Genomic DNA, 25,124 nt, shown 5'->3' on the forward strand with positions numbered 1-25,124 from the left:
CTCACTACTCACCATTCACCACTCACTGCTCTTCACCGCGTCAACAACACCTCCTCCACGCCGCGCAGATCGTCGATGCCGGCCACGATGACCTGCTGGCCGGGCGCGAGGCCGTCGACGACTTCGAAGGCGGAGACCGAACTGGCGCCGAGGCGGATCGGGTGGCGGCGGGCGACATCGCCGTCGATCACCCAGGCGGAGCTGGCATCGCGCTCGAAGGCGGGACCACGCTCGACCAGCATCACGTCGGGCTTTTCTTCCAGCAGCACGCGCACCTGTACGCGCTGGTTCTGGCGCAGCGCGGCGACGTTCGCATCGGTCAGGCGGATGCGCGTCAGCACCTGGGCGTTCTGCACCTCGGGCGAAACCAGGCGCACCTCCCCGCGCAGCTTCTCGCTGCCGACGGTGACTTCGGCGCTCTGGCCCGGCAGCAACGATTCGGCATAGACCTCGGCCACCGCGGCCTCGACCTCCAGCTCGGTCAGGTCGACCACCATCATCAGCGCCTGGTTGGCGGCGACATTGGCACGGTCGGTGACCAGCCAGTTGCCGACCACGCCGTCGAAGGGCGCGCGCACTTCCAGCGCGGCGACCTGGCGCTGCAATTCGGTCACCAGCACCTGCTGGCTGGCCAGCTGCTCGTCGAAGCTCTTCAATTCCAGCGCCAGCGCGTCGCGTTCCAGCGCCAGGTCGGCCTCGGCAGTGGCCAACGTGATGCGCGCGCTCTCGACCGAGTCCTGGGCGCGCTTGAAGTCGACCTCCGGCAGCGCGCCCAGCTTGAACGCGCGTTCGGTGCGCTCCAGTTCGCGCCGCGCGGCCATCTCGGCAATGCGCGCGGTGTCGATCGCGCGGCGCTTCTCCAGCAGCGTGCGGCGGTTGGTGATCTCCTGGCGCGAACGCTCGGCTGCGACACGCGCCAGCGCGGACTGCTCGCGTTTCAGCTCGCTCTCCAGTTCGGGGCTGTCGACGGTTGCCAGCAGTTCGTCCTTCTGCACCATCGCGCCCGGCTCGATCGCGAACTTCACGATGCCGGCCGCGGAGGTGTACAGCGAGGGCGAGCGCGCCGCGACCACCCGGCCCTGCGACGACACATCGCGCACCAGCGTGCCGCGCTTGACCTCGGTGATGCGCACCCGCTCACGCGGCAGCGTGCGCTCGGCGGTGATCGACGGGCCGACCAGCCACACCGCGCCCACCAGCAGCGCCAGCACCGCCCCGCCGACCAGCCAGGTCTTGCGCGACACGACGGCACGGGCTTCCAGCGGACGGTCGGTGGCAGAGGTATCGCGGATCATGGGGCTCGCACGCGGCGGTGGGTTGCTGATCCGGATGCATGTCGCGTGCCAGATTGCAAGCTATTGTTTTAAATGGATTTAGTGCACGGACAGTCCGGCGCGGACGGCGGGCGGACGGCGTCCGGACGCTTGAGAGCAGTGTTGGTGTGGGTTCTGTCCGGGTAGGGATCGACTCTTGCGGCGCTTCGGCTGCAACCAACACCAGCAACCAACACCAACACCCATCGCCGTTGCCGATGAGTCCGCGCTGCCGTAGCGTCTGATGCACCGTCGACACTGCGGAGCCCAAGCCATGCACTGCCCGAAATGCCAGGCCGAGATGGAGAAGGTCGCCACCGCGCACGGGGTGGTCGACCGCTGCACCCAGTGCCTGGGCCTGTGGTTCGACCTGCTCGAAGACCAGGACCTCAAGGCGGATGCCGAGATCATCGACATCGGAAGCGCGGCCAAGGGCGCACAGCAGAACAGCATCGACCGCATCCGCTGCCCGGTGTGCCCCAACACCACCCTGATCCGCATGGTCGATCCGCAGCAGCCGCACATCTGGTTCGAGAGCTGCCCGGTCTGCTACGGCCGCTATTTCGACGCCGGCGAGTTCCGCGACCTCGCGCATGACGGGTTGCTCGATCTGTTCCGGCGCTGGCGGGCGGTGGAGCGACGGTAGCTGCGCCGCCATGGCCCAGGCCGGTTGTGGGTTCTGGGTTGTGGGTTGTGGGCGGCAAGAGCCGGTGTGCCGATAGCCCAGTGCGAGCGGCTTCAGCCGCGCTCATTCCCTGGCGGCCGCCCGAGAGATCGCCGACAGGGTCGGCTCCCACGCTCCCCCGGCATGCCAGCTTCGCTGCCCACAACGCACAACCCACAACCCGCCCACAACCTCGCCTCACCCGGCCCCGCGCACCCCCAGGTAACTCGCATCGTGGAAGGTTGCCACCCAGCGCGGGCGGTAGGCGACGAACATGGTCAGCAGGGCGCCGGTGGCGAAGCCTTCGGGGAACATCAGGGCGGGCACGGTGAGCAGGAAGTTCTCGCCCAGGGTGTCCAGCGCATAGGTGCCGAGCATCAGCAGGGTCGCGAGCTTGGCCAGCTGGACCAGGGCGATCGCCAGCGCGCCGGCGAAGAAGCCGTTGAACAGCAGGTAGACAAACAGGTGCAGCGGCATCCGCTTCTGCGCGAAGTCGAGCAGCGCGGTGGTCAGCAGTACCGGGATGACCCCGGTGTAGACGAAATCCAGCACCGGGTGGAGCCAGAAGTGACCCCAGCCCAGCGCCACCGTTGCTACCGCAGCCGCCTGCTGCAGCAGCGCGAAGCGCCAACCAAACATCAGCGCCGCCGCGCTGGCGCCGAACAGGTGCAGGTCCAGCCCGGGTTGCAGTTCGATCCGTGCCAGCCGCGCCGCCACGGCCACCGCGAGCATCACCGCGTAGACCGATTGCGCTTCGAAGTCCCGCAGCCGCGACCATTGGATGCCGCGCAGGGCTGCGGCCAGCGCCAGCAACGCCAGGGCGCCCGCTGACAGCACCAACGGCGACGGCACTTCGATTGGCGTCAGCGTCACACTCACCCCTGCGTTCCAGCCGCAATCCGGCGGGTGGGCAGTCTGCGCGATGCGCCCCGGGGAATCGCTGACGGAGCGCAAACCTCGGCTGCGCTTCGACCAATGGTGAATGGCGGGTGAAAGTCGCGCGGCCGCACCATGCCTGCGCCGCACAAGCGGGCGGTGTGCGTCGCACTTGACTGGCGTCATGGGCGGCGCCGCCGGCGAGGCGAATGCTCGTCGGCAACACCCGCACATTCCAATCCGGGAGGGGATTCACCATGACCACGCAACAAGCGAAGCGGCGCCCGCTGGCCCGCATCATCGCGCTGACCCTGGCGCTGTCTGCGCCACTGATGGCCAGCGCGCAGACGCCCAAGGAAACCGAGCTCGAAGGCCGCATCGCCCAGCTCGAGGCGCAACTCGCGGAGCTGAAGGCGCTGGTCGTCGCGCAGCATGCGCAGCACACCGCGGCCGCGCCTGCACCGGCGCCTGCCGCGACACCTGCCCCGCCGGGCGCTCCGCCGCCACCGCCGCCGATCCAGCAGACCACGATCACGCCGGGCGCGGTGGCCGGCACCAAGTTCACCGTTGGCGGCTTCGTCCGCACCGACATGCTGTACAGCAACACCGACAGCGGCGAGATCGCCGATGGCGCCACCGGACGCGACCTTTACCTGCCCGGCCAGATCCCGGTCGGCGGCAGCGACGAAGGCACGGACTTCGACAGCCACATCAAGTTCTCGCGCCTGTGGTTCGGCATCGACAATGTGTCGGACGCCGGCGACAAGGTCACCGCGCGCGTGGAGATCGATTTCTTCGGCGGCGCGCTGGGCAACGAGGTATCCACCAACACCTACGGCACCACCATCCGCCACGCCTTCGTCGGCTGGAACCAGTGGCTGGCCGGCCAGACCTGGTCCAATTTCATGGATCCGGCCGCGTTGACCGAAGCGGTCGACTTCATCGGCCCGCTCGATGGAACGGTGTTCGTGCGCCAGCCGCAGATCCGCTACACCAGCGGCCCGTGGTCCTTCTCGCTGGAAAATCCCGAGACCACGATCACGCCCTTCCGCGGCGGCACGCGTATCACCACGGATGACAACAACCTCCCGGATGTCACCGCACGCTACACCCACAAGGCTGCCTGGGGTCATTTGTCCGGCGCCCTGATGGTGCGCCAGCTGGCGTACGAGACCACCGGTGCCAACGCCATTGACGACTCCAGTTTCGCCCTCGCGGGAACGTTCTCGGGACGCTACAACTTCGATGCCAACAACGACCTCCGCTTTGCGATCAACGCCGGCAGTGGCATCGGCCGCTACGTGGCGCTGGGTGTTGCGAGCGACGCGGTCCTGGATGCCGACGGCGATATCGACGGACTCGACGGCGTGGCCGGCTTCGTTGGCTTCCACCACAACTTCAGCCCGAAGCTGCGCGGCAACCTGTACTACGCCGCGGCCAACTACGACAACGACACCGCGCTGACCGGCACCGGCGTGACCAAGGGCCACTACTCGGTGGCCGCCAACCTGTTCTACTCGCCGCTGCCCAAGCTCGATCTCGGCGCCGAGTTGCGCTATGCAGAGCGCGAAATGGAGAGTGGCGTCGACGGGTCGCTGACGCGGCTGCACTTCCTCGCAAAGTACTCGTTCTGAACGAATCTGGCGGGCTGTTGCGACGGGCTGGCCTCCGGGCCAGCCCGTTTCCGTTTCTTGGGCGGGGATCGTCCGCGTGCGCTGATCGCCGGCGGGTCCGCGCGGATGACGTCGCGTTCGCCCAACCTTGAGGTAAATTGCACGCTCGGGGAGGGGACGTGGATATGCTGCATGCAAAGCTCACCGCCATCCGTGCGGTGACCGCCGGGATCCTGGCGCTGCTGTGCGTCGGCACGGCGCGCGCGGCCGACGGCCGCTGGAGCAGCGCCGGGCCCTACGGTGGGCGCGTCGACAGCGCGGTGCTCGGAACCGGCGAGCCGGGCGTGGTGTACGCCAGCGCGCATCGCAGCGTGTACCGCTCGGTCGACGCCGGCGTCAGCTGGCGGGTGGCATCGGCCGGTCTGTCGACCATTACCCCCGGTGAGACGGTGCTCGCCGCGCACCCATCGCGCACCGGAACGCTGGTCCTGGCCGGCGCCCGCGGCGTCTTCCTGACCGAGGATGGCGCACGCACCTGGATCCGCCGGGACACCGGACTTCCGGTCAACGGCGGCGGCTTCCGCACCGTCGATGTCGCCTTCGCGCCGGGAGACCCCGACCGCATCTATCTCGCGAGCGAGGACGACGGCCTGTTCCGCTCCACCAACGGCGGCGCGAGTTGGGCCGCGGTGGCGACCAGCAGCCTGCCAACCGATCTCGACCGGATTGCGGTCGACCCGGCCAACCCCTTGCGGGTGCTGGCCTGGGCCCTCAACCGCAACGAGGGCGATTTCCCCGCCAGCCTCTACCTCAGTGTCGATGGGGGCAGCAGCTTCACCGGCGTCAACGGACCGTGGAACGGCGGCGGGCCGATCCGCGAGCCGCTCAGCCTGCTTGCCTTCGCCGGCAACACCCCGGGCACGGTCTTTCTGTCCGGACCCTTCGGCAACTTCCGCTCGGTCAACGGCGGTGCCAGCTTTGGCGCGTTGCCCAGCCTGCCGCTCGGCGCCAGCCAGCGCCTGCAGAGCCTGGCGATCGACCCCGCCGTGGCCGGGCGCGTGCTGTTCGGCACCTCCGATGGCGTGCTCCTCTCGGTCGACAACGGCGCGAACTTCGTCCCACGCAATACGGGCCTCACCGTCGCCAATGGGGATCCGGCGTCGATCGGGCCGATCCTCATCGATCCGGCCAACGCCAACCGCTGGCTGGCTTTCTCTCTGGCCGGCGAGGTGTTCGTCAGCTTGAATGCCGGGCTCGGCTGGAATGCCGCCAGCGCCGGGTTGCGCGGTACTGCGATCCAGACCGTCGCGGTCCATCCCGCGCGCCCGCAGCGGGTGTTCGCGGGGCTGCGCAATCTGCGCAGCGAGGCGACCTCGCCCGCCTTGTACCAGTCGGACGACACCGCCCAGAGCTGGCTGCGTTTCAACTCCGCGCTGGTGCTGGACACGGTCAATGCGATCGCTTTCGATCCCGGCACCGTGAGCGTGCCGGGAACCACCCGGATCTACGCCGGCGGCGCTGATTTCGCGCCCACCGGGCAGCTGCCGACCGCTTACCGCGGCGGGGTGCACCGCAGCCTGGATGGTGGCCTCACCTGGCAGGCTGCCGACAACCTGGTACCGCTGCCTACCGGTGGCCCCGCCGCCACCGGCGAGGTCAGCGCGCTGCTGGTGGACCCCACCAGCGTCTCGCTCGGCAATGCGCAGGTGCTGTACTTCGCCGCGCGCGGCCTGGTGCGCTGCATCGGCGGCGTGCCGAATGTGGAGGTCGCGCGGATCTGGCGCAGCAATGACGCCTCCGCTACATGGGTGCCGCGCGACGGTTTGCCCAACGGCGTGTGCACGCCGCGCACCCAGTGGGGCGCTCCCACCTCGCTCGCCTTCGATCCGGCCAGTGCAAGCACGCTGTACCTGGGCCTGCGGGTGCAGGGCTATTGCCCCGACTGCGGCGATCCGGTGCCCACCGTCGCCAGTGGCGTCTACCGCAGCAACAACAGCGGCCTGAGCTGGACCGCGGTGACCAACGGCCTGCCTCGGATGAGTGGCAGTGGCAGCGTGCTCGACGTGGTCGCGCTGGTGTCGGTGCCGGGCCAGCCCGGTACCCTTTACGCCGCACTCAACGATCCGACAGTGGAAGACGATGCCGGGCGGGTCTACAAGACCAGCGACGGCGGCGCCAACTGGAGCCCGTCGGACGACGGCATCGTCGGGTTGGACGTGCGCACGCTGCGGGTGGACCCAACCGCACCCAACCGGGTCTACGCCGGAGTGGCTGGTTTCGAACTCACGCCCGGCGGCGTATTCCTCAGCGAGGACGGCGGCGCGAGCTGGGATTCGATCAGCATCGACTTGCCGGTGGACTCGGCGCAGAGCCTGGCGCTGTCGCTGCCCGGTTCCGGCCCGCCCACCCTGCACGCCGGCACCGACGAAGGCGTGTGGAGCATCACGCGGGTGCCCGACGGCGATGTCGACGGCCCACCGGATGCAATCGAGAACCTGGCCCCGAATGCCGGCGACGGCAACTTCGATGGCCAGCCGGACCGGCTGCAGGCCGGGGTCGCGAGCTTCGAGATTCCGGCGGAGCTGTTGCCTCTGGCGGAGCGCGGCGGCAGTCGCGAGGGAACCGTCAGCAATACCGATTTGCGCGCGCCGGCCGGCGGCTGCTCCCAGGTCTACGACACGGCCGCCATCGACCCGCTGGCGCTGCCGGACGATCCAGGCTTTGCGGCCGAGGCGGGCGTCGTGCGCTTCGAGTTCATCGGCTGCACCTCGATCAGTGTGCAACTCCGCTTCCATGACGAGATGTTCGGGGCCGATTGGCGCTTGCGCCGCTACGGTCCGCTGAATGCCGGCAATGTGCTGACGCTGGCGTGGATGAACCAGGCCGCCACGCGCAATGGCAACATTTGGAGCTTCACGCTCACGGACAACAGCCCGGGCGATCTGCGCCGGGAGCCCGGACGGATCCTGTTCGTCGGCGCGCCGGTGCGCGCGCTGCCGCTGTTCGTCAACGGCTTCGAATGAGCCGCGACGAGGAACCGGCGACCAGCCAATTCGGTGCCACCATCGTCGCGCCGAACTCGCTGCCCTCGCGCGTGGGTTCGTCGCGCCCGGCGCCGGATCCGCTGGCCGCGGGGCCGGCAGCCTGGATCGGGCGCGAAATCGACGACTACCGCATCTTGCGCGTGCTCGGCGCTGGCGGCATGGGCGTGGTCTTCCTCGCGCAGCAACGCCACCCCAAGCGGCTGGTGGCGATCAAGACCCTGCATGCCGGGTTGCACCAGGCCGAGCTGCTGGCGCGCTTCCAGCAGGAAGCCGAGATCCTCGGGCGCCTCAAGCATCCGGGTATCGCACAGATCCATGCCAGCGGGCGCACCGATGCCTCGCTCGGCGGCGTGCCCTACATCGTCATGGAGTTCGTCGAGGGCGTGCCGCTGCTGGAGCACAGCGGCACCCTGCCGATGCGCCAGTGCCTGGAATTGCTGATGCGCATCTGCGAGGCGGTGGAACACGCGCACATCCGCGGCGTGATCCACCGCGACCTCAAGCCGGGCAACATCCTGGTGCAGCCGGACGGCCAGCCCAAGGTGCTCGATTTCGGCGTCGCGCGGCTGACCGGCGAGGACCGGGGGCCATCCGAGCTGACCAGCGCCGGCATGGTGATCGGCACCATCGCCTTCATGAGCCCGGAGCAGGCGCAGGGCGAGCCGGGCGCGGTGGACATCCGCTCGGATGTCTATGCGCTCGGCATGATCGGCTACCGCATGCTCACCGGCGACATGCCCTACGAGGTCACCGGGCACAACCTGGCGCGCGCCCTGCAGCAGATCTGCGACACCGCGCCCACGCCCCTGTCACAGCATGACCGGCGCTATCGCGGTGACTTGGAGACCATCTTCCAGAAGGTGCTGGCGAAGGACAAGGAGGCGCGTTACCAGAACGCCGCCGAGTTCGCCGAGGACCTGCGCCGCTACCTCGCGGACGAGGCGATCCTCGCCCGCCGCCCCAGTGTGTTCAGCGACATCCGCCGCTTCGCCCGGCGCAACAAGATCCTGGTCGGGGCGGCGCTGGCGGTGCTGGCCTCGCTGGTCGTGGCGGTCGCGGTCAGCACGCGCTTTGCCATCGAGGAGCAGGCGCAGCGTATCGAGGCCGATGCGATGGTCGACTACATGCGGCGCATGTTCTCCGGCGCCAACCCGGTGTTCGCGCGGGGCGAGGATGTCAGCGTGCGCGCGCTGATCGAGCAGGCGGAACCGCAGTTGCAGCGCGACCTCGCGAACGCACCCGCAGCGCGCGGACGGATCCGTGCGACGCTGGCGGAGACTTTCAAGGCATTGGGCGAACTGGACCGGGCGCTGGTCTACTACAACGCGGCACGCGCCGATTTCGCAGCCGCCGGATCCGAGGGGCTTGAGCCGGAACTGGTCGCCGTCGGTGCCGCCCGTGTGCTGCTGGAGACCGGGCGCGTTCGCGAAGCGAGGCAGCAGCTGGAACCGTTGCTCGCAGCGACGGGTGACGATGCATCTCCGGGGCGACTGATGGCGCGGCTGCATCTCGCCGTGGCGCTGGCCACAATGGGCGAGAACGAAGCCGCAAGCATCGAGTTTGCGCGTGGTTTCGAACTGCTCGGGCGCGTCGGTGCGATGTCGTGCAAGCCATGCCTGCCTCAATGGGCTGCGCGCGAGGAGGTATGGGCGAGGGCGCGGCAATCGGTCCTGCAGGTTGACGTCGGCGAGCCCGACGCAGCGCTCGCCAGCACAGAGCGCGCGGTGGCGATTGCCAAGGAGGCACTTGGCGAGAGCGATCCGTACACCATGGTCGCGGTGGTTCACGCGTCGATGGCGCTGCAAGCCAGTGGACGTCACAAGGAGGCAATCGCCCTGCTGCAGGAGGCGCTCTCGATCCGCCAGAAGCTGCTGGGCGATCGCCACTGGCAGACCATCCTGACCGCCGGCAACCTGGCCCAGGCCCTGGCCAACGACGGGCAGTCCGTCGAGGCCGAGCAAACGTATCGACACTGGCTGGGCATCGCCGAGAGCGCGCTCGACGCCCAGAATCCGGAGCTGGCGACGATCAAGGCCAACCTCGGCAACCTGCTGTTCAACGTGGGACGTGTCGACGAAGCGGTCTCGCTGCTCGCGGATGCTTACGCTCGCCGCGTCAGCCGCCTCGGCCTCGCGCATCCATTTACCCTGACCACTGCACGCAACCTCGCGGTGATGTACGCCGCCCAGGCCAAGACCGATCCGGCGAAAGTCGACGATGCGGAACGCCTGATGCGTGCGGCGCTGGACGGCACCATCGCGCGCTTCGGTGACGATCACCGGCAGACCATCGACGTGCGCTCGGAGTACGCCTCGGTGCTGCGCGACCGTGCGCGCTATGTCGAGGCGGACCGCGAGTTCGCGCAGGCCTGGGCGCTGGCCGAGCGCCTGCTCCCGCCGGGCGACAGCGACCGCTTGCGCGTGCTGTTCCAGTACTCCGGATCGCTGCAGCGACAGCAGCGGTACGCCGATGCCGAGGTGCTGAGCACGCGGCTGATGGCGGAAGTCGGCCAGGCCAGTGATCCCAACGCCCAGCACGCGCGGATGGCGCCGCTGCGCCACGCGCGCTCACTGATCGGCCTGAAGCGCTTCGATGAGGCCGAGCGCCTGCTCCTCGAGTTCGACGCCGGCCTGGGCGATGCCGCGGACGAGACCCTGCGGCGGCAGACGCGCTCCACGCTGGCGGAGCTCTACACCGCTGCCGGGCGCGAGGTGGAGGCGGCGAAATACCGGTAGCTTGGGCGGAGCAGGAGCGGGCACGCGGCACGGGCAGACCACGGGCCAGCGCGCTGACCGCGGCGTTTGTTGACACAAGTTGTTGACTGGGCGCTTGGGCGCGTGAGCTCCTCGTGCCCCTGGGCCTCGTGCCCTCGTGCCCTCGTGCCCTCGGGGCCCGTGCCCGCGCACCCCGCCGCTGCCTATACTGGCCGCTCGCCTGGTCACGGGGAGACCGGGTTCACACCCTGACAGTGCATCCGCATGAAAAAGACCCAGCTCTACCTCCTGGCACTGATCGTGTCCGCCATCGGCCTGTCCTGGGCCTGGTACAAGTGGCAGGTGCTGCAGTTCCCGCTGAGCCCGCGCGAGGAGGTCGAGGTCTGGTCGATCGAGGCGCGCCTGGAGTTCCAGGGCAATGGCGGGCCGAACAAGGTGCGCCTGCAGCTGCCTTCGCGCGGTCCGGGCGCGGTGCCGGGCTTCGCGGTGATCGAGGAACGCCTGATCTCGCGCGGCTACAGCGAGCAGGTGACCAAGAGCAAGGAAGGCCGCCAGGTGGAGTGGGTGGTGCGCCGCGCCTCCGGCCGTCAGGTGCTGTACTACCGCGCCAACATCGTGCGCGACACCGCGCCGCCGGTGGAAACCGGCGAGCCCAAGGTGCTCACGCCGCCGGAACTGAGCGAAGCGCAGACCGCGGCGATCGAGACCATCTTCGAGGACGTCAAGGAACGCTCGGCCGATATCGTCACCTTCACCCGCGAGTTCATCCGCGAGTTCATCGCCGACGAGCCGCGCGACGAGGCCCGCGTACTGCTGGATGGCCTGGACACCGCAGAGGACCGCGCACAGTTCATCGCCCGTGCGCTGGCCATCCGCAGCATCCCGGCGCGCGTGCTGCACGGCATGTCGCTGGGTGAACCCAAGTCCTTCCAGCAGCTCTCGCCCTTCCTGCAGGTGCACAACGGCCAGGGCTGGGTGGTGATGGACCTGGCGACCGCGGAGGAAGGCCTGCCGGAGAATTTCTTCCTGTGGACGCGCAGCCCGCGCGATCTGCTGGTGGTGGAGAGCGACAAGCGCCCGAAGGTGGAGTTCGCGGTGCAGCGCAACCTCGCCGACGCGGTGGCCATCGCCACCCGCCGCACCGAGGTGCGCAGCGAGAACCTGGTCAAGTACTCGCTGCTCGGCCTGCCGGTGGAGATGCAGGGCGTCTACAAGATCCTGCTGACGGTGCCGATCGGCGCCTTCGTCATGCTGCTGCTGCGCAATGTGATCGGCTTCAAGACCTTCGGCACCTTCATGCCGGTGCTGATCGCGCTGGCCTTCCGCGAGACCAAGATCTTGTCCGGCGTGATCCTGTTCTCGCTGGTGGTGAGCCTCGGCCTGCTCGCGCGCTTCTACCTCGAACGCTTGCGACTGTTGCTGGTGCCACGCCTGACCAGCGTGCTGATCCTGGTGATCCTGCTGATGAGCATGGTCAGCGTGCTCGCGCACCAGCTCGACATTCCGGTCGGCCTGTCGATTGCGCTGTTCCCGATGGTGATCATGACCATGACCATCGAGCGCATGTCGATCGCCTGGGACGAGCGCGGGCCCGGCACCGCGATCAAGGAAGGCGTCGGCACCCTGATCGTCGCCTCGCTGGCCTATCTGGTGATGACCTGGGCGCCGCTGGAGCACCTGGTGTTCGTGTTCCCGGAGCTGCTGCTGGTGCTGCTCGGCTGCACCCTGCTGCTTGGCCGTTACTCCGGTTACCGCCTGCTCGAACTGTTCCGCTTCCGCGCGCTGGCGCGTGAACGCCAGGCGGCCATCGACCAGGGCAAGGTGGTGCCGCCGGGCGGCACCGGTGGGACGCCAGCGCCATGATCAATCCCTTCACCATCGCGAAAAGGCTGCGCGAGATCGGCCTGGCCGGGATCAACCAGCGCAACGCCGATTACGTGCTGCGCTGGAACCCGCGCAAGTTCTACCCGCGGGTGGACGACAAGGTGCTGACCAAGCAGCTGGCGATTGCCGCCGGGCTGCCGGTGCCGGAACTGTACGCGGTGGTCCGCGAGGAGCACGAGATCGAGGAGCTCCACGCCAAGATCAAGGACCGCGAGGCCTTCGTCGCCAAGCCGGCGCACGGCTCCGGCGGCGACGGCATCCTGGTCATCACCGGCCGCCGCGGCGCGAAGTACCGCCGCAGCAACGGCCAGCTGATGGACCAGGAGGACTTCGAGCACCATTTGTCGAACACCCTGTCCGGCCTGTTCAGCCTGGGTGGCCAGCCGGACGCGGTGCTGATCGAGTACTGCGTGCAGTTCGACCCGATCTTCGACCACGTCAGTTACAAGGGCGTGCCGGACGTGCGCGTGATCGTGTTCCGCGGCTACCCGGTGATGGCGATGATCCGCCTGCCGACGCGATTGTCGGACGGCAAGGCCAATCTGCACCAGGGCGCCATCGGCGTCGGCATCGACATCCCCACCGGCCTGACCCGCCGCGGCGTCTGGGGCAACGAGCCGGTTAAGGAGCACCCGGACACCGAGCACTCGATCATCGGCCTGCAGATCCCGCGCTGGGAGGAATTGCTGCACATCGCCGCGCGCGCCTCCGAGATGAGCGGCCTGGGCTATGTCGGTGTCGACCTGGTGCTCGACAAGAACCTCGGCCCGCTGATCCTGGAACCCAACGCCCGCCCCGGTCTTGCCATCCAGATCGCCAATGGCAACGGGTTGGTGCATCGCCTGAAGAAGATCGAGGCGATCGAATCCCCGGACCCGGACCCGGCCGCGCGCGTGGCCTGGTCGCGGCGCGAGTTCCCGACGCTGTAGAGACGCGCGCAGACGACGGGCCGCAGTCGGCCGAGAGCCCCGTCGTCAGGCGGCGAGTGGCGTGCGCTGCTGCGCTCGGCCGCGGCGACGGGCCTGGCGCCGGCTTGCGCTGCGGCGGGGGACGCGACGATGCGCGGCGAGTTCGCGCAGCAGTCCGGGTACAAACGGCGCCAGGGCGATCAATGGCAGCAGCCCGCACCAGAATCCCGGGTGCGCCAGGAGCCCAAGCGCCTCACTCCCGGAGGCCGGCAGCGCGGCCGCCAGGGGCGACAGTCCGAGCCAGATCCAAAGGGCACGGCGCAGGCGAGTGGGCAGAGCTTCGAAGCTTGCGTGCAGGTTCATGGTGGATCCTCGCGTCGGGTAGGTGGCGAGAGATTCAGGGGCCTCCGTCTCAGGGATTGAGACAGCCGGCGGATGCAGCCGGCTGGCGCGGTTGCTGGTCCCGGTCGCGGGCAAACAAGGGGTGTCCCATCGCGGTGACCCGGACACCCAGGCTCATCGATGTCCGCTGCCAGCGCGTCGCTCACTCGGCTGCCCTGCCCACATGGATCCCGGCGCAATCCATTGCGATCCTGGGCGTGTCCTTTCCAATTCGACGTGCTAGCGTCCCCGACGTCCTTGGGGAGTAGCCGACCTGCGCTGCAGGGGCATGCGTCAACACACTTGGCCAACCGGCCGTGGCGCATGCGATCCCGATCTGGCAAGACCATCGACCATGCCGCTCCGGTTGGGCCGGGGCGTGGCGTGGTCAGGTGTCCGCCGGCCCCGGAGTGATTCATGGAAGCTTTCCTCGTCTCGACCGGCGTTGTCGCCCTAGCGGAGATCGGCGACAAGACTCAGTTGCTGGCCTTCGTGCTCGCCGCGCGCTTCCGCAAGCCGTGGCCGATCGTGCTCGGCATCCTTGTTGCCACGCTGGCCAATCACGCGGGCGCCGGCGCCCTCGGCAGCTTCATCACCACGGTCATGAGCCCGATGGCGCTGCGCTGGATCCTCGGCCTGTCCTTCATCGGGATGGCGCTTTGGATCCTGATACCCGACAAGCTGGACGCGGACGACGCTCCGAAGACCCGTGGCGGCGTATTCCTGACGACGCTGACCGCCTTCTTCCTGGCCGAAATGGGCGACAAGACGCAGATCGCCACCATTGCCCTCGCCGCCCAGTACCAAGCGCTCACGGCGGTGGTGCTGGGCACTACGCTGGGCATGATGATCGCCAATGTCCCGGCGGTGCTGTTCGGCGAGCGCGCTGCGCGCACGCTGCCGGCGAAACTGGTGCACGGAATTGCGGCTGCGCTGTTCGCGGTAATCGGAATGGCGACCCTGCTCGGGGCCGCCGGAGCACTTGGCTTGTGAGGCGATGCCGTGCATTCAACGGGCGATCACATCCGGCTGCGCGGGGCGGCGGTTAGACTCGCGCACCCCTACACGCGCAGGCTGCCCCGTTGTCGCGATCATCCGCCCCCACGCTGTACGCCCGAATGCGCGAACGCCATCTGCTACCCGTCCTGACCGGCTGGTTCGGCCTGTGCTGGGCGCTGGTGGAGTTCGCCGGGTTCCTTGCCGGGCGTTATGGAGCACCCGAGCGGCTGATCGACCTGCTGTTCGTCGCGATGTGGGCCTTCCTGCCGCTGGTGGCCCTGCTGACCTGGTGGATCGGCGCGCCGGGGGCCACGCACTGGACTCGCCGCCGGATCGGCCTGGCCGTGCTGTTGTTCGCGATCGCCGGCCTGGTCGTGTTGAAGACAGATCTGCGCGTGCCGGCCACGCCACCGCAGGCGGCCGCCGCGCCGGCGCCCGCGCCGGCACCGAAAGCCGCGGCGCAGCCGGCAACGCCGTGGGTGATCGTGTTTCCGTTCAGTGCCGGCGCGGCGTTGGCCGAATCGGACCACTGGCTGCCGGCCGCGCTGCCGGCACTCGCGGAATATGACCTGGCCTACGACCCGCGCCTGCGCGCCGTGTCCGCTCTCGGCTCACTGGGGCGGCAGTTGCAGAGCCAGCTGACCCTGCGCGGTGCGCGCGACATCGAGTCTGCGCCGCTGGCCGCGCGCCTGCAGGCGGCGCGCGCGCTCGGCTTCCAGGGGATCGTGGTCGGCAGCGTCGACGGCGCGCCGGGCAGCTACCGGGTGGTCGCCGAGGTCCACCGCCTCGGATCGCTGGACCCGCCCGGTCGCGTGGAGAAGCAGGCGGCCGATCCCTGGGAGGCGGTCGACCAGGTGGCGGCCGGTGTCCGTACCCTGCTTGCGGTGGCGGGCGACAGCCGTGCCGCGCCGGACCCGCCGCTCAAGAGCGTCACCACCGAGTCCGCCGACGCGCTGCGCGACTACGCTGCCGCCACGCGCGCACTGGGCATGGACGGCGATGCGGCGCGCGCACTCGGCCTGCTCGAAGGTGTGCTGGCGCTCGATCCGGGATTCGTGCTCGCCGACAGCCTGCTTCAGTCGGCGCGCTCGATGCTCGGCGAGGCCACTGCCGCGCGCGCCGGGATGGAGGCGCTGGAGCCGCGCCTCGGTGTGCTGCCGGACCGGATGCGCTACGCCACCCAGGTCTGGCTGGCGCGCGCGCGCGGGCAGGCGAGCCAGGTCCGCCAGGTGTATGAAATCTGGGCGCGCCAATGGCCGGCCGATCGGGACCCACGGCTGGCGTTGGCGCGGCTCGACCTGCAGGACGATCCGGGCAACGAAGCGGCCTGGCGCGCGCTGCGCGAAGCCACCGTCGACGGGGGATCGGCCGCCGAACTCGCAGCACTGGCGCGCTCCTGGTTGCAGATGGACGAGCTGGACGAGGCGGCAGAACTGGTCGCGCTGGCGCGCGAGCGCGACCCGGGTGACGCGACTGCATTGCTGATCGCGGCAGACATCGAGAACGCCTATGGCAGGCTGGACGCAGCCCTGGCGCTGATCGACGAAGTCGCCCTGCGCCGGCCGGACCTGCAATCGGGGCCGGCCTACCGCGCGCAGCACGCGCTGCGCCTGGGCGATTGGCGCGGGAGCCTGCAACAGTTCGCAGCATTGCGGCGTGCGGCGGGCCAGGACCCGATGCGCCTGACGGGGATCCTCCGCCTGGAAATGCTGGTGCTGGAGCGATTGGGTCGCCTCAAGGCCGTGCGTGCCGTCGCCGACGAACTGGTTGCGATCGAGCGGGCGCGGCAGTCGCCGACCATGTTCTTCCAGAACGTGGTGGCGGCGCAGGTCGGACTGCGCGCGCTCTCCGATGGCGCCTCCGCGGCGCGCGCCTGGGCGCTCGCGGAGCTGAAGACCAACCATCCGCAGGAGGCCGACTACGCAGCCGCGCGCATCGACCTGGGGATTGCGCTCGCGCTGGGCGATTTCGACGGCCTGGCCGCCGCGATCGAGCGCTCCGAGCAGGTCTGGCGCGCCAGCGGAGCCCTGATGCCGACCAATGCCTTCGAACTGATGCGCGCTGTCGCGGTCGCCGGGCAACGCGGCGACGCCGAATCGCTGGCCGCCCTGGAAGCGGCGTTCCGCAACGAGCGCAAGCGGGTGGCGGCGGCCGGCAGCGGCCAGAGCCTGCTCGACCTGCAACTGCAGGTGATCGACCAGGCGCTGGCGAACCGCGACGCGGCGACCGCGCAGCGCTGGCTGGAGCCGCTGCTGCGCTCGCGCCCGGGCAGCCCGGAAGTACGCTGGCGCAACGCGCGCCTGGCCGATCTGCGCGGAGACCAGGACACCCTTCAGCGCGAACTGCCGCCACTGCTGGAGGCCTGGGCGGAGGCCGACCCGGGCTTCGAAGCGGCGAGCCAGGCGCGCGAACTGGCGGCGCGCCATGCTATCGGCGAGGGCTGAGCCGCATTCCATCGCCGGAGTCCGTCGCGGATAGCCCAGAGGTCGGATTTACGGCGGCCGCCGCAAATGCTGACATCGGCGTCCCGGGGCCAGCGTGGCCTCGATCGGAGCCGATGGCGGATCCATGCCGATACAAGCGGACCTGCGGCAGGCGATCTATGCGCTGTCCGACTCGCTCGACCTGGTCGGCGTGGACGACGTGGCCCACGGCAAGCGTGTCGGCGTCATGGCGGCCGAGTGCGCACGCGGGATCGGCTGGCCGGATGCCGAGGTGCAATTCGCCTTCGACCTCGGGCTGCTGCACGACATCGGGGTGTCGTCCACGGCGATGCACCAGCACCTGGTCCGCGAGTTCGACTGGGCGGGTTCGCAGGGCCATGCAGAAGCCGGGCATGCCTTGCTGTGCGATTTCGCCCCGCTCGCGCGGATGGCGCTGCCGATCCGGTATCACCACGTGCGCTGGGATGCGATGCAAGCGCACGCGGTGCCGCCGGAGATTGCAACCCTGGCCAATCTGGTGTTCCTGGCCGACCGCGTCGACGCCGTCGCCGGGCAGTACCACGGCGCAGGCCGCGCTTTGCGCCATCGCGCGCTCATCCAGCAGGAGATCGCTGCGCGCGCCGGCAGCTATTTCGACCCGCGCTGGGTCGAAGTGTTCCTTTCCGTCTCCGCGCATGAAGCTTTCTGGCTGCAGCTCGAATCGCGCGGGCTGCACGGCTACCTCCGGGCGATGCAGTCGATCGCCGAGCCCTACCAGGCGAGCAACGGCGAGTTCCGCGCGCTGGCCGAGATCTTCGCCCGCATCGTCGATGCCAAGAGCCCGTTTACGGTGACACATTCGCGCGGTGTCGCCCGGGTAGCGCGGCGGCTGGCCGAGCATCTCGGGCTGCCGGCCGGGCGCTGCGATGAGCTCGAGATCGCCGGCCTGCTGCATGACCTCGGCAAGCTGCGCGTGCCGGACGGGATCCTCGACAAGGCCGGGCGACTGGACGACGAGGAGCGTACGGTGATGCGCAGCCACAGCTTCGAAAGCTGGCAGATCCTGCGCCAGATCCGTGGCTTCGAGGACATTGCCGCCTGGGCCGCGCATCACCACGAGGCGCCGGGGGGCGCCGGCTATCCCTTCGGCGTGGACGCCGCCACGCTGCCGCTGGAAGCACGCATCCTGCGTGTGGCCGACATCTTCCAGGCGATGGTGCAGGACCGGCCCTATCGCCCGGGTCTGAGTCCGCAGGCGGTCGCCGAGTTCATGGCCAGGCAGCGCGACGATGGGCAAGTCGACGCCTCGGTGGTGGCGCAATTGTTGCTGCGGCTGCCGGAGCTATACCCTATCGCGCGGCTTGAGGATTGATTCCAGGCAAGCCCGGTCATCGATGCGTCCGCACACCGGCGGTCTCGCGCACGGGATTCCTCGACCCGCGCGCGGCGACCAGGCGAGCGAGCGACCGAGCTTCGAGCGCGAGATCAGCGCGAAGTGCTGCAGATAGCCGCCGGATCTGCCGCGGCGGCGTCCGCCTGCGCCTGCGCGGCATCCAGCGCGCCCGCGGCCAGCGCCGCGCGCCGCTCGGCGAGCGCGGCATTCGCCGGCTGCAGCGCGATCACCGCGTCGAGGTAGGCGAGCCGCCCCGCATCGTCCGCCGGCAGCGGCACGCGCCCGCCGCGGTAGCCGGCGCTGAGCTGGTTGCCCTGGATCTCGAGCCAGCCCGCAGCGCCGCCATAGGCCCGGCTCATGCCGGTGTCGATCTGGATCACGCGCGCATCCAGCCGCGGCCAGACCACGCTCTCGCTGACCGTGTGGCCGATCACGATGTGGCGCGCGCCGTGGCGCTCGAGGATCGCGTCGACCGTGGCGCGCGGCGCCGCTGGCGCCACCCCGGCCAGGCCGCGATACCACAGCGGCCCGGCGCTGTCGGTCAGGATCCCGAGCTCGCCATCGTCGCCCTCGCGCAGCTGCGCGTGCGCCATCGCCGTCAGCGATTCCAGGCTGTTGCCGCAATAGGCGTGGCTGATGCCGCCATGCACGAAGATTGCGTCATTGAGCTGGATCGAGACCTCGGCGTCCATGACCCAGCGGAACATCGGGCCGCGAGAATCGAAGCGCGGATCCCAGGCCATCCGGTGCTCGATCCAGCCGAGCGGATGGGCGGCATCCCACTGCGTGCGGAAATCCGCCGGCAGCGCCGCGAAGCGCTGCGGATCACGTTGCTTCAGATCGTCCATCGCAGCGGCGTAGTGGCGCTCGCGGCGCTCGGCCGAACGCTGGTCGGCCCAGGCGCTGAACTCGCCCGCCACCGCGTAGCGCAAATCGCCGTAGACATTCATCGCCTCATGGTTGCCCATCAGGTTGTGCACCCGCCCGCCGCGCTTTTGCGCCTGCTTCGCCAGCGCGGCCATGTGCTCGATGATCCGCCGCGTGTCCGGCCCGCGGTCCGGGATGTCGCCGGTCTGCACCAGGTGCGTCGTCCCCGCCTGCCAGCGCCCGCGCGCGTCGACGAGGCCGGCGGCCTGCAGCACGCCGATGTAGGCGTCGTAGTCGCCATGGATGTCGCCGATGGCCACGATGCGCTCGACGTCCTCCCAGCGATACGCATCGACCTGGCGCGGCGCGGCGGGGAGCGTACCGGGGAACAGCAGCAGGAGCACGAGCAGGCGCATGACGGATCCGGGCTGGACTGGCGGCAGTGTGGGCGAGGCGGGTGGCTGGCGCAATTGCGTCAGCCGGCGCCAGTCAGCGCGGCCCGGTACCTCTCCTGGAACCAATGGATCCCCTGCTCGCGCAGCGGATGCACGCGGCCGACGGTGTATGAGCCGCTGGCGAAGGCGCGCTGCACGCGCTCGCAGATGTCGATGTCTTCCTGCTGGGTGATTTCGGCGAGGTCCTGGTCCTGGGCGATGCGGCCGGCCTGCGCGTCCGCCAGGCCCGGGGCATAGAAGTAGTCGAAGTCGATGCGACAGCGGTCCGGCCCAAGCGGCACCACGCGGTTGGTCTGCAGCCGGCCAGGCAGGATGTTGAGCATGGTGTTCGGCCACAGCAGGTAGTACAGGCCCTCGCCGCTGCCGTAGAAGCTGGCGGCGTCGTCCAGCGGGCTGGCTTGCAGGGTGTGCCAGGGCATGCATTCGGTGGTGTAGGCGCGGTAGTCGAGCAGCGCGTTCAGCGCCGGATGCACGTGCGGGACGTGGTAGCCCTCCGCGTAGTTGTCGACATAGCCCTTCCAGTTGCACTGGGCGATGTACTCGACGTGCCGCTGGTGCGCGTAGTCGCCCATGCCGCGGCCGGCGAGGCGCGCGTCGATGCCGGCGACCAGCCCGGCGAAGTCCGGGGTGGCCGGGTCGAGCGCGATGAACACCAGGCCCTGCCATTCGGCCACGCGCGCTGCCGGCAGGCGGACGTTGGCGCGGTCCAGCCCTGCGATCGCATCCAGCTCCGGCCCTGCGCGCAGGCAGCCAGCCTGGTCGTAGGTCCAGCCGTGATAGCGGCAGCGCAGCTGTTTCATGCCGTTGCCGCTGGCGATGGCGAGCGGGCCGCCGCGATGGCGGCAGACGTTGTGCAGCGCGCGCAGCACGCCATCATCGCCGCGCAGCAGCAGCAAGGGCGTGTCGGCCACTGCGCAGACCACATGGTCGCCGGGTTGCGCGAGTTGCGCGCGGTGCGCGACCAGTTGCCAGCTGCGGGCGAAGATCGCGCTGCGTTCGCGCTGCAGCAGCGCCGGATCGGTGTAGGCGCAGGCGGGCAGGCCGTGGGCTTGATCGATCGGCTGCGAGGCGAGCCAGTCGGCGGGGGCGGTGGTCATGGGACGGGTCTCCGGGTCTGCGCCGCAGTATCGCCTTGCGGGTGTGCTTGTTCGCGCATCGAACAGTGGCCGTCGCAAGAATGCGGTCTGTATTTCCGGACGCAAAGGACGCAAAGGGACGCCAAGTACGCAAAGGAGGTCAAACGCGACGGCCTGCCGAGATATCTCTGGCAGCTGCCGTCTTTGCGTCATTTGCGCCCCTTTGCGTCCTCGATCACAGGGCCGGAAATCCGCACGGTCGGGAAGCAATGATCGCAGGCGGAGCCCGCGCCCACAGGCGGCGCCGCGTATGCTCGGCGGACTCTGACAGGTCGAGGGAAGCCGATGTCCGCCGAAACGAACCGCGCGCTGGTCACCCGCTTCTATGAGGCTTTCGCCCGGCGCGATGGCGCGGCGATGGCGGCCTGCTACCACCCCGAGGCACGCTTCTCGGATCCGGCCTTCCCGGATTTGCGCGGCGCGCAGATCGGCGCGATGTGGACCATGCTGTGCCAGCGCGCGCAGGATTTCTCGCTGACCTTCCGCGACGTGCAGGCGGACGCAGAGCGCGGATCCGCGCACTGGGAGGCGAAATACCTCTTCAGCAAGACCGGGCGCCAGGTGCACAACATCATCGACGCCGAGTTCGCTTTCCGGGACGGCCTGATCGTGAGCCACGACGATCGCTTCGACTTCTGGCGTTGGAGCCGCCAGGCGCTCGGACCGGCCGGTCTGCTGCTCGGCTGGAGCGGCTTCCTGCGCGCCAAGGTGCAGGCGGAAGCAGCCAAGGGCCTGGCGATCTTCCAGAAGAAGGGTGGCTGAATCATGACGATGGCGGTGCTGTCGCTGCTGGCCGGCGTCGTGCTGGCTGGCCTGGGTGGCGAGTTGTTCCTGCGCGGCGTGCTCGGCTTCGCCCGCGTCCTGCGTATCCCGGCCGCGATTGCCGCAGCGACCCTCGGTGCCTTCGCCACGTCCAGCCCGGAAGTGTTCGTCTCGACCATCGCCGCGGCGCGGGGTGAACCCGCCATCGGCCTTGGCGATGCCACCGGCAGCAACGTCGTCAACATCGCGCTGATCCTGGCGGTGGCGCTGTTGATCAGGCCACTGGCGACGAAGCGCGCGACGATCGGACTCGACTACGCGGTCGCCATCGGCGGCAGCGGACTGATCGCATTGATGGCGCTGGACGGCGTGCTCTCGCGCCTGGACGGGACCGTGCTGATCGCCGCCTTCTGCGCATGGATGGGCCTGCACATCCGCTCCGCCGCGCGCCAGCGCAGCGAGCCCGAGCCGCTGGCTGCCGGCGAACGGACCTCGCTGATCGCGCTGCAGAGTGTCGTCGGCATGGGGTTGCTGATCGCGGCCGGCACGCTGGTCGTCGGCGGTGCAAAGACCATTGCGGAGGCTTTCGGGGTGCCGGCCTTCCTGATCGGCGCGACGCTGGTCGCGCTCGGCACCTCGATGCCGGAGTTTGCCACCGTGCTGGTGGCCGTTCTGCGCGGCCACGACGAGGTCGGCGTCGGCACCCTGCTCGGCAGCAATGTGTTCAACGCGCTGTTCATCGTCGGGCTCGCCGCGGTGATCACGCCGATCCCGGTTTCCGGCGCCGCGCTGTGGATCGCCCTTGGCGCCGGCGCACTCGCAGCGGCCTGCACCTGGCCGGGCCGCACGGAACTGCTGGGCCGCCTGCGCGGCGCGCTGCTGATCGCACTCTACGGTGTGGCAATGTCGCTGCTGGCGGTGTTTGCCGGTTGAAGCCGTGAGCGGGATCCGCGCCAGTCATCCGCCGCGGGGCCCGGGGCTGCGGCGGTGGATCGAAGCTCTCAGCGCCGCACCTTGAGCAGGTTGCACAACAACGTCCCCTGCGCCTTGGCGTCGTCCAGGGCCACGTGCGTGTGTGGCAGGGGATCGAACCATTCGGGGGGCATGGTGCGTTTGCTGATGTGGCGGTAGGGCTGCTGCAGCAGGGCCATGGCGTAGCTCTTGATGTCGAGCGCGGAGTGGCTGAAGGGCGTGCGGCCGCAGAAGCGCCAGAGGTACCAGGTGATGAACATGAAATCGTAGGCGACCGGGTAGCCGGCGAACACCGGCTTGCCGGGCAGCGATTCGACCCATGCAAGGTAACGCGCCATCGCCTGCGCGGGCGGTTCGGGGTCGACGCGGCAGGCGGCCCAGGCCTCAGCTTGGGTGGCCCACCAGGCCATGGTGTCGGGGTGGCCGCTGGCGCCTTCGAGGGTTTGCAGGTTGGCGCTGAAGGTGCCGATGAGCTGCTTGTCCGCGGTGTAGGCGGCGCTGGCGAAGCTCAGCATCGAATGCGGGCCGGGAATCGGGCCGTCGGCTTCGATGTCGGTGGAGAGGTAGATCTCGGGTTTGGGCATGGGCCGACAGGATGGGCGCGTCCGGATGGCGCGCGGCTGGAAGGTGAAACGTCACCTGATTCGTACCAATCCTCATCGCCGATGGACCGGCGATGCGAAAAGCGTTCGGACAAGGTCCGAACCCACAGATGCCGCGAGCTTGCTGTGCGTGGGTTTGGACCTTGTCCAAACGCTGTTGCTCTTGGGGCGCTCCCGCGATGAGGATTGGTACGAATCAGGAAACGTCAAAGGGGAAAGTCAAACGTGAAACGTAAAACGTCAACCGAAGCGCGCTCCGATTGACGTTTTGCGTTTCACGTTTGACTCCTCCCGCCGTCCCGGGCCGGTTCCGCCGCACGCCGCACCATTGACGTTTTACGTTTCACTTTTCACTCCTCCCGCCGTCCCGGTTCGGTTCCGCCCCGCGCCGCCCCATTGACGTTTCCCGTTTCACCTTTGACTCGGCTAGCCGCGTTCACCCAGCAGTGACTCAAGCTCCCGCAAGTCCGCCGGCACCGCCGCCTCCACCCGCTGCGCCGGCTGCTCCAGCACGCGCGGGAGCTCGATCGCGGCGGCGTGCAGGGCCAGGCGCTGCAGCGGGAGGCCGTCGTAGGGTGGCTTGAAGGTGGCCAGGCCGTAGTAGCCGTCGCGCAGGATCGGGCAGCCGATCGCGCGCAGGTGGACGCGGATCTGGTGCTGGCGGCCGGTGCGCGGGTGGCAGCGCACGCGGGCGATGGCTGCGCTGGCGTGCGGCCAGGTGTGCTCTACGGCGTAATCGGTGCGCGCGGAGATCGCGCCGGGCTCGCCGGGTTGGGCTGGGCGCATCTTGCCCTTGCGCGCGGCGTGCATCGGCACGCCGATCTGGCCGCTGGCCGGGTCCGGCACACCGGCGGTCCAGGCGAGGTAGGTCTTGGCCACCTGGCCGCGCTGGAAGGCCAGGTTGAGCGCGCGATGAGCCTCGGCGTCGCGCGCATAGATCATCACGCCGCTGGTCTCGCGGTCGATCCGGTGGACCACCCATAGCGGCACGCCGAGTTGCTGCTGCAGCCGGTGGCGCAGCGATTCCTCGGGCGCCTCGTCGCGCGCCGGGATCGCGGCGATGCCGGGCGGCTTGTCGACCGCGATCCAGCGCGGGTTGTCGGCCAGCAGCGTCAGCGGCTCACTCGACATCGGCGAACTCCGCCAGCCAGTCGCGTGGGCGGAGGTAGTCGTACAGGCGCGCCTCGGCGCTGCCGGGCTCGGGGGCGTAGCCATATTCGAAGCGCACCTCGGGCGGCAGCGACATCAGGATCGACTCGGTGCGCCCGCCGCTCTGCAGCCCGAACAGGGTGCCGCGGTCCCACACCAGGTTGACCTCGACGTAGCGGCCGCGGCGGTAGCGCTGGAAATCGCGCTCGCGATCCCCGTACGGCGTGTCCATGCGGCGGCGCACGATCGGCAGGTAGGCATCGAGGAAGCCCTGGCCGACCGCCTGCATCACCTCGAAGCTGCGCTCGAAGCCGAGCGCGCTGAAGTCGTCGTAGAACAGCCCGCCGACGCCGCGCGTCTCGCCGCGATGCTTGAGGTAGAAGTACTCGTCGCACCACTGCTTCCAGCGCGGGTACAGCTCCGCGCCGAAGGGCTCGCAGACGCCTTTGGCCACGCGGTGCCAGTGGGCGATGTCGGCGTCGAAGGGATAGTAGGGCGTGAGGTCGAAGCCACCACCGAACCACCACGCCGGGTTCTCGCCGGTGGTGGTGAACAGGCGCACGTTGAGGTGGGTGGTGGGCACGTAGGGGTTGCGCGGGTGGAAAACCAGCGACACGCCCATCGCGCGGAAGCCCTGGCCGGCCAGTTCCGGGCGGTGCGCGGTGGCGCTGGCCGGCATCCGGGCGCCGACCACGTCGGAAAAGCCGATGCCGGCCTGTTCGAACACCTCACCGCGTTTCAGTACACGGGTGCGCCCGCCGCCGCCCTCGGCGCGCTGCCAGGCGTCTTCGGCGAAGCGCGCCTGCGGCTCGAAGGCCTCGATCTCGCGGCAGATGCGGTCCTGCAGGCCAAGCAGGAAGGAGCGGACGGTGTCGACGTTCATCAGGTCTGGAATGGTTGCGCAGGGGCCGACCGGAGCGGGCGGCGGGCTGCGTATGATAGGCGGCTCGCAGCGCACGGCTGTGCGCG

General features: G+C 69.4%; 19 protein-coding genes. 11 read left to right on the plus strand and 8 right to left on the minus strand.

The window, feature by feature from the left end:
* Positions 1-32: 32 nt before the first annotated feature.
* Entirely contained in the window at positions 33-1,295 is a 1,263-nt protein-coding gene (locus tag IPK27_11660; protein MBK8068248.1) for an efflux RND transporter periplasmic adaptor subunit, read from the minus strand.
* A 292-nt stretch (positions 1,296-1,587) separates the two neighbouring features.
* On the opposite strand from IPK27_11660, the gene IPK27_11665 reads away from it, so the two are divergent.
* A complete protein-coding gene (locus IPK27_11665) occupies positions 1,588-1,959 on the plus strand; it encodes a zf-TFIIB domain-containing protein (protein MBK8068249.1) in 372 nt (123 codons plus the stop codon).
* Positions 1,960-2,175: 216 nt separating this feature from the next.
* Here IPK27_11665 and IPK27_11670 read toward each other — a convergent pair whose 3' ends face one another.
* Positions 2,176-2,856, minus strand: coding sequence for an energy-coupling factor ABC transporter permease (locus tag IPK27_11670; GenBank protein MBK8068250.1), 681 nt, complete (start codon positions 2,854-2,856; stop codon positions 2,176-2,178).
* A gap of 254 nt (positions 2,857-3,110) precedes the next feature.
* On the opposite strand from IPK27_11670, the gene IPK27_11675 reads away from it, so the two are divergent.
* The 5 genes from IPK27_11675 (at position 3,111) to IPK27_11695 (ending at position 13,037) form a co-directional block, all read left to right on the plus strand.
* Positions 3,111-4,487 (plus strand): hypothetical protein, encoded by a 1,377-nt coding sequence (locus IPK27_11675; protein ID MBK8068251.1) that lies wholly within the window; start codon positions 3,111-3,113, stop codon positions 4,485-4,487.
* 158 nt (positions 4,488-4,645) lie between these two features.
* A complete protein-coding gene (locus IPK27_11680; protein MBK8068252.1) occupies positions 4,646-7,489 on the plus strand; it encodes a hypothetical protein in 2,844 nt (947 codons plus the stop codon).
* A complete protein-coding gene (locus tag IPK27_11685; protein ID MBK8068253.1) occupies positions 7,486-10,245 on the plus strand; it encodes a protein kinase in 2,760 nt (919 codons plus the stop codon). The genes IPK27_11680 and IPK27_11685 overlap by 4 nt, the downstream gene beginning before the upstream one ends.
* A gap of 243 nt (positions 10,246-10,488) precedes the next feature.
* Positions 10,489-12,087, plus strand: a complete 1,599-nt coding sequence (locus IPK27_11690; protein ID MBK8068254.1) for a UUP1 family membrane protein — start codon at positions 10,489-10,491, stop codon at positions 12,085-12,087.
* Complete coding sequence (locus IPK27_11695) at positions 12,084-13,037, plus strand: alpha-L-glutamate ligase-like protein (protein ID MBK8068255.1); 954 nt, start codon at positions 12,084-12,086, stop codon at positions 13,035-13,037. Before IPK27_11690 ends, IPK27_11695 begins: the two co-directional genes overlap by 4 nt.
* A gap of 45 nt (positions 13,038-13,082) precedes the next feature.
* On the opposite strand, the gene IPK27_11700 is transcribed toward IPK27_11695, so the two are convergent.
* Positions 13,083-13,379 (minus strand): hypothetical protein, encoded by a 297-nt coding sequence (locus IPK27_11700; protein MBK8068256.1) that lies wholly within the window; start codon positions 13,377-13,379, stop codon positions 13,083-13,085.
* Between the two features lie 435 nt (positions 13,380-13,814).
* On the opposite strand from IPK27_11700, the gene IPK27_11705 reads away from it, so the two are divergent.
* The 3 genes from IPK27_11705 to IPK27_11715 all read left to right on the plus strand — a co-directional run bounded on the left by IPK27_11705 (position 13,815) and on the right by IPK27_11715 (position 18,191).
* Entirely contained in the window at positions 13,815-14,390 is a 576-nt protein-coding gene (locus IPK27_11705; GenBank protein MBK8068257.1) for a TMEM165/GDT1 family protein, read from the plus strand.
* Positions 14,391-14,515: 125 nt separating this feature from the next.
* The gene (locus IPK27_11710; GenBank protein MBK8068258.1) at positions 14,516-16,840 is read left to right on the plus strand and encodes a hypothetical protein; all 2,325 of its coding nucleotides are present in this window, start codon (positions 14,516-14,518) and stop codon (positions 16,838-16,840) included.
* A gap of 124 nt (positions 16,841-16,964) precedes the next feature.
* Entirely contained in the window at positions 16,965-18,191 is a 1,227-nt protein-coding gene (locus IPK27_11715) for an HD domain-containing protein (protein ID MBK8068259.1), read from the plus strand.
* Positions 18,192-18,304: 113 nt separating this feature from the next.
* Here the strand turns inward: IPK27_11715 and IPK27_11720 are convergent, their stop codons facing one another.
* Both IPK27_11720 and IPK27_11725 read right to left on the minus strand, forming a co-directional pair.
* Complete coding sequence (locus tag IPK27_11720; protein ID MBK8068260.1) at positions 18,305-19,495, minus strand: metallophosphoesterase; 1,191 nt, start codon at positions 19,493-19,495, stop codon at positions 18,305-18,307.
* A gap of 59 nt (positions 19,496-19,554) precedes the next feature.
* Positions 19,555-20,631, minus strand: a complete 1,077-nt coding sequence (locus IPK27_11725; protein MBK8068261.1) for an aromatic ring-hydroxylating dioxygenase subunit alpha — start codon at positions 20,629-20,631, stop codon at positions 19,555-19,557.
* 324 nt (positions 20,632-20,955) lie between these two features.
* Between IPK27_11725 and IPK27_11730 the strand changes: the two genes are divergently transcribed.
* Both IPK27_11730 and IPK27_11735 read left to right on the plus strand, forming a co-directional pair.
* Entirely contained in the window at positions 20,956-21,432 is a 477-nt protein-coding gene (locus IPK27_11730) for a nuclear transport factor 2 family protein (protein ID MBK8068262.1), read from the plus strand.
* Positions 21,433-21,441: 9 nt separating this feature from the next.
* Positions 21,442-22,365 (plus strand): sodium:calcium antiporter, encoded by a 924-nt coding sequence (locus IPK27_11735; protein MBK8068263.1) that lies wholly within the window; start codon positions 21,442-21,444, stop codon positions 22,363-22,365.
* 68 nt (positions 22,366-22,433) lie between these two features.
* Here IPK27_11735 and IPK27_11740 read toward each other — a convergent pair whose 3' ends face one another.
* The 3 genes from IPK27_11740 to hemF form a co-directional block, all read right to left on the minus strand.
* The gene (locus tag IPK27_11740) at positions 22,434-22,988 is read right to left on the minus strand and encodes an exonuclease (GenBank protein MBK8068264.1); all 555 of its coding nucleotides are present in this window, start codon (positions 22,986-22,988) and stop codon (positions 22,434-22,436) included.
* Positions 22,989-23,432: 444 nt separating this feature from the next.
* The gene (locus IPK27_11745) at positions 23,433-24,137 is read right to left on the minus strand and encodes an RNA pseudouridine synthase (protein MBK8068265.1); all 705 of its coding nucleotides are present in this window, start codon (positions 24,135-24,137) and stop codon (positions 23,433-23,435) included.
* On the minus strand, positions 24,127-25,041 hold the full coding sequence (gene hemF, locus IPK27_11750; GenBank protein ID MBK8068266.1) for an oxygen-dependent coproporphyrinogen oxidase: 915 nt from the start codon (positions 25,039-25,041) through the stop codon (positions 24,127-24,129). Before hemF ends, IPK27_11745 begins: the two co-directional genes overlap by 11 nt.
* Positions 25,042-25,124 lie beyond the last annotated feature (83 nt).

It is taken from the genome of Rhodanobacteraceae bacterium, from assembly GCA_016713135.1.
GTDB lineage: Bacteria > Pseudomonadota > Gammaproteobacteria > Xanthomonadales > SZUA-5 > JADKFD01.